The organism is Cupriavidus sp. CuC1, assembly GCF_044627735.1.
Lineage (GTDB): Bacteria > Pseudomonadota > Gammaproteobacteria > Burkholderiales > Burkholderiaceae > Cupriavidus > Cupriavidus ulmosensis.
This window is the reverse complement of the sequence record NZ_JBIUHC010000302.1, coordinates 1-4,655: the sequence shown is the minus strand read 5'-3', so window position 1 is coordinate 4,655 and position 4,655 is coordinate 1. Positions and strand designations below refer to the sequence as shown.

Sequence of the window (4,655 nt, the reverse complement as noted above, 5' to 3'; positions counted from 1 at the left end):
CCGAAGGGGAGGTGAAACTGCAGTTGCTTTTGAAGTTAAGCCGTTGAAGTTGAAGCTGATTTTGCAGTTGCAGTTGCGGCCACAGCCAAACGCCAACCAAAACCCAACACCCCAAAAAAACAAAACCCCATCATCCGATGGGGCCCGTCCCGCCGAAGGCGCCAAAACTACACCCCCAGCCAAAACCCAACTTTATGCCTGCGCCGGCTGCGCACCACCCGCCGCCTGCAACCTCGCATTCAACTCCTTCCGATACCGGTTCAAATCCTGCACCGTCTCGAAAGTGCGCTCGAACAGCAGCGACATGTTGTGCAGGATCCGCTCGATCACCTTCTTCTCCCAGCCTTCGTCGAAGCGGATCTGTTCGTCGAGCCAGTGCTCGAGCCAATCCGGATCCGGCAGGCGCGACTGGATGGTGTCGTTGGGGAACAATGCCTTGTTGACGTGCAGGTTGGTCGGGTGCAGCGGCTTTTCAGTGCGGCGGGCGGAGGCCATCAGCACGCCGATCTTGGCGAAGGCCGAGCGGGCGCTGTCGCCGAACTGGTTCAGGTATTTCTTCATGTAGCGCAGGTAGGCGCCGCCGTGGCGGGCTTCGTCCTGCGATAGGGTGCGGTAGATCTGCTTGATCACCGGCTCGGTGTGCCATTCGGCGGCACGGCGATACCAGTGGTTAAGGCGGATCTCGCCGCAGAAATGCAGCATCAGGGTTTCCAGCGGCGGGGCCGGGTCGAACTCGAAGCGCACGGCGTGCAGCTCTTCTTCGGTCGGCACCAGGTCCGGGCGGAAGCGGCGCAGGTATTCCATCAGCACCAGCGAATGCTTCTGCTCTTCAAAGAACCAGATGCTCATGAAGGCCGAAAAGTCGGAATCGTGGCGGTTGTCTCGCAGGAACATCTCGGTGGCGGGCAGGGCCGACCATTCCGTGATGGCATTCATGCGGATCGTCTTGGCCTGGTCGTCCGTGAGCAGGCTCGGATCGAAGGAATCCCAGGGGATGTCCTTGTCCATGTGCCAACGTACCGCTTCCAGCGATTTGAACAGTTCGGGGTAGAGCATGGTAAGCCTTTGAAATTACGGGCAGATTCTACCAGATGCGAATTATTCCCAATGCCCTTTTTAAGCGCAAAGGACATGGGTGTTTGTGGTTGAACCTGCGCGATGCCCAATTTATGGGCGAATATCGCGCCTTTCCCTTCTTTTGTTGACGCGAAAAAGAGGCCTTTACGACGCTCTTGGCCGGGCCCGACGATGCGGCAAGCCTGCCGTGCCTTTAAGTCAGGCCGTTACACCGGCGGGTGGTTCGACATCAAGTGTAACCGTCCGTGGGGGCGTTGAGTTTGTGTCGTCGCCTTGATCGGGCGGGATGATGTCATAGAGGAACGCCGCGAGCTCGTGCTGTTGCGCCAGGGCGTCTTTCTCGCCCAGGGCGATCAGTGCCTGGGTGAACTCGGGCTCGAACAGCAGGTAACTGGCAAAGGCCGCGCCGCGCGCTTCGGTGCCGCCCAACGGCGCCAGCAGGGCGCGCACGGTGCGGGGCAGTTGCTGCACATGTGTCGCGGCAATGGCTTCGATGGGCTCGCTGGGCGAGATCGTCATCACCTGCACCGGGCGCCAGCCTTCGCTGTCGTTGGCGATCTCCGGCATGCGCGAGAGCAGGCTGTTGATGTGCTGCAACCGTTCCAGGTCCGCCGAAAGGCCGTCGAGGAAAATGCTGGCCAGGGCCTGGCCGCCTACCTGCGCCAGCGACGGGTAGCCGCCGGCCGGCACGGTGTCGAACCAGCCGGGACGCTGGCGGGAGGCGGCGCCGATGGCCAGGATGCGCGAGGCGCCCAGGTGGATGGCGGGCGACAAGGGCGACATCTGGCGCATGGTGCCGTCGCCGAACCACTCATGGTGGCCTTCCAGCTCCAGCGGCAGCGCGGGGAACAGGAAAGGGATGGACGACGACGCCAGCAGGTGGTCCACGCCGATCTTGGCTTCGACGGCCAGCCGCTGGCTGCGGCGCCATGGGTGGATGCGGCGATGGGACTGGTAGAAGGTGACGTGGCGCCCGGTGGTGTAAGACAGCGCCGTCACGGCAAAGGCCTGGAGGTCGCCGGCGTCCAGGCTAGCCTGCGCCCGCTCGGGGTCGAACAGCTCGCCGAGCAGGCCGCCCAGCGGCGTGTTGTCGAACAGCGCCCGCGGCGCGCGCCGGATGGCCCAGCCGAAGGCCAGCGCGGAGAGCCACCGCGCGCCGGATGCGCCCACGCCGACGATGCCGGTGCGGTAGACATCCTCGGCATGGATGCCGCTCCACAGCGCGGCCAGGCTGTCGGCCGCGGCACGGAAGTTGGCCGCGTTGATCGCCAAGCCGGCACCGTTGATGGCGCCGGCCGACGTGCCGCAGATGATGTCGAAGGGAATGCGGCCACGATCGCGGCCGTGCTGCGCGGCGATGCGGGCAAGCCCGCGCAGCACGCCAGCCTGGTAGGCGGCGCGGGCGCCGCCGCCCATCATGATCAGCGAGGTGGTCTTCACTACAGGCGTTGGCTCCGAAGTTGGATCAAGGGGGTTCCCTGGTGTCGCGTGGCTCGGGTGCCGCTCCGGCTCAGGACGGATCGCCGGAAGTATCGGCCGCGCCGTTGGCGCTGCCTTCCGGCACGGCGGGCTTGGCCGCCGCGGATTTCTTGCTGGCAGGGCGCGTGGCCTTGCGGGCAGGTTTGGCGGCCGGCTTGGCCGCAGCCTTGGTGCCGGCTGCCTTGCTGGCCGGCTTGTGGGCTGGCCTGGCCTTGCTGGCCGGCGCCTTGCCGTCCGGCCTGGCGGCGGGTGCGGGCGCGGCTTCCGGCGCGGCCGCGCCGGGCATGCCAAAGGCGCCCAGGTTCCCGAATGGGGACATGCTGGCCGTTGCAGCGCTGCTGGCAATCTGGTTGAACTGTTGCTGCAGCACATCCCACCAGAGGTTGGCATCCGGCGGGGGAGCGCCGTTCTGGCTGGTTTCCGGGCCGGACGCGGTGGCCGGCTCTTGCGCCTGGCCGGCTTCGGGCGCATCGGGGCCGTTGTCTTCCTCGTCCTCGTTTTCCTCGACCGTGGGCTCGGGCCAGACGCGCCGGGCTGCCGGGGGCTCCGCGGGTTGCTGGTACGGCGCGGCGCTGGGCGAGTTGGCCGCGCGCGCCACGTTTTCCATTGCGCTTTGCATCGCCTCCGGCGAGAGCGCGGTACCGATGGTCTGCAGCGCCACCAGCGTGGCGCGCTGCACCTCCAGGCCCTGGATGGTGGTGCGCAGCAGGTTGGTGTTTAGCTGGAGCCAGCCTTCCACGGCCTTGAGATCGTGGATGCGCTTGTCGACATCCTCCAGGTTCATCGGCGGGGTCATGGCCTGCAGGCCAGGCATCAGCCCGCCCGGCATGCCGGCGGCGCTGCCCCACATCTTGCGAAGGAACTCGAAGCCGTTGGTGAAATCTGGAATCTGGCCGAACATGGTCTCGCCTCCGGGGGTGGCAGCCGGCGACGCCGGCTGCGGAACTGCATTGATCGGAACTACGTGCGTTACTCGAACTGCGGCGGCCGCTTTTGCCGCAGGCTGGCTACGCCTTCCTGCACATCGGGGCCGGCAAAGCCCATGAATTCCAGCGCCAGCGAGGCATCGAACGAGGGGCCCGCCATACGCAGCCAGTTATTCAGCGCGTACTTGGTCCAGCGGATCGCCGTCTGCGAGCCCGCGGCCAGCCGGCGCGCCACGTCGAAGGCGCGCTCGACCAGTTCCTCTTCGTCCACGGTCAGCGACACCAGCCCGATGCGCTCGGCCTCTTCGCCGCTCACCGACTCGCACAGCATCAGATAGTACTTGGCCTTGGCCATCCCGCACAGCAGGGGCCACACGATTGCGGCATGGTCGCCCGCCGCCACGCCCAGTCGCGTATGGCCATCGACGATGCGCGCGGTCCTGGCCGCGATCGAGATATCGGCCAGCAGGCCGGCCACCAGCCCGGCGCCGACCGCCGGGCCGTGCATGGCCGACACGATCGGCTTGTCGCAATTGATCACGTTGTAGACCAGGTCCCGGGCCTCGTGCCACACGCGGGTGCGGGTGGCGAAGTCGTTGGCCATGTCTTCCACCAGGGACAGGTCGCCGCCGGCCGAAAAGCCTTTGCCTTCGCCGCGGATGAGCGCCACGCGCACGTCCGGATCGGCCGACACGTCGCGCCAGATTTCCGCCAGCTCGCGGTGCATATTGGCGTCAGCGGTGGCTAGCTTGCGGTTGGCGGACTGTTGCGCACCCATCACGATCTCGAGGATGGGGCCATGCCGGCGCAGGGTCAGTGCCTGGTAGCGGTCGTAGCGTGGCGACAACGGCGCGTTGTCCGCCTCGGACGGATTGGAAGAGGGCGGGGAGGATTCCGGCGGGATTGCGGGCGGGATAGCGGTCATGAGGCAGCGATGGCCGTGGCCATTCCTTGGTGACGCTTGGGGGCCGGGCCGCGAGGGGCGGCCCGGGGCTCCGCCGGAGGCTGCCTGGGGCAGTCGATGGCAATTAGCCAACCGGGCGGTCGGTCAATTATAAGCGCTCCCATCCACGCGCGGCCAGCGGCTGCCCGCCTAGGCCCAATACTGTTAACAAATTCGAATTTGTGTTAACTTTCAAGCCTCTGCAACAACAAGAAGAGCTTGAAGGATGG

General features: G+C 66.1%; 4 protein-coding genes. All 4 read right to left on the bottom strand.

Translation table 11 applies throughout. The features are described from left to right. Window positions 1-192: 192 nt before the first annotated feature. Window positions 193-1,056: a ferritin-like domain-containing protein gene (locus ACGLHR_RS50690; protein ID WP_318237110.1), complete on the bottom strand. Its 864-nt coding sequence runs from the start codon at window positions 1,054-1,056 to the stop codon at window positions 193-195. A 219-nt stretch (window positions 1,057-1,275) separates the two neighbouring features. After that, window positions 1,276-2,496, bottom strand: a complete 1,221-nt coding sequence (locus ACGLHR_RS50685; protein WP_400103557.1) for a patatin-like phospholipase family protein — start codon at window positions 2,494-2,496, stop codon at window positions 1,276-1,278. Between the two features lie 91 nt (window positions 2,497-2,587). Then, window positions 2,588-3,457: a PhaM family polyhydroxyalkanoate granule multifunctional regulatory protein gene (locus tag ACGLHR_RS50680; RefSeq protein ID WP_400103554.1), complete on the bottom strand. Its 870-nt coding sequence runs from the start codon at window positions 3,455-3,457 to the stop codon at window positions 2,588-2,590. Between the two features lie 68 nt (window positions 3,458-3,525). Continuing rightward, complete coding sequence (locus ACGLHR_RS50675; RefSeq protein WP_150993488.1) at window positions 3,526-4,329, bottom strand: enoyl-CoA hydratase/isomerase family protein; 804 nt, start codon at window positions 4,327-4,329, stop codon at window positions 3,526-3,528. Window positions 4,330-4,655: the final 326 nt, after the last annotated feature.

Bases quoted from the DNA above. Each gene is read 5' to 3' on its own strand.
- ACGLHR_RS50690 (WP_318237110.1), bottom strand. From the start codon at position 1,056: ATGCTCTACCCCGAACTGTTCAAATCGCTGGAAGCGGTACGTTGGCAC.
- ACGLHR_RS50685 (WP_400103557.1), bottom strand. From the start codon at position 2,496: ATGATGGGCGGCGGCGCCCGCGCCGCCTACCAGGCTGGCGTGCTGCGC.
- ACGLHR_RS50680 (WP_400103554.1), bottom strand. From the start codon at position 3,457: ATGTTCGGCCAGATTCCAGATTTCACCAACGGCTTCGAGTTCCTTCGC.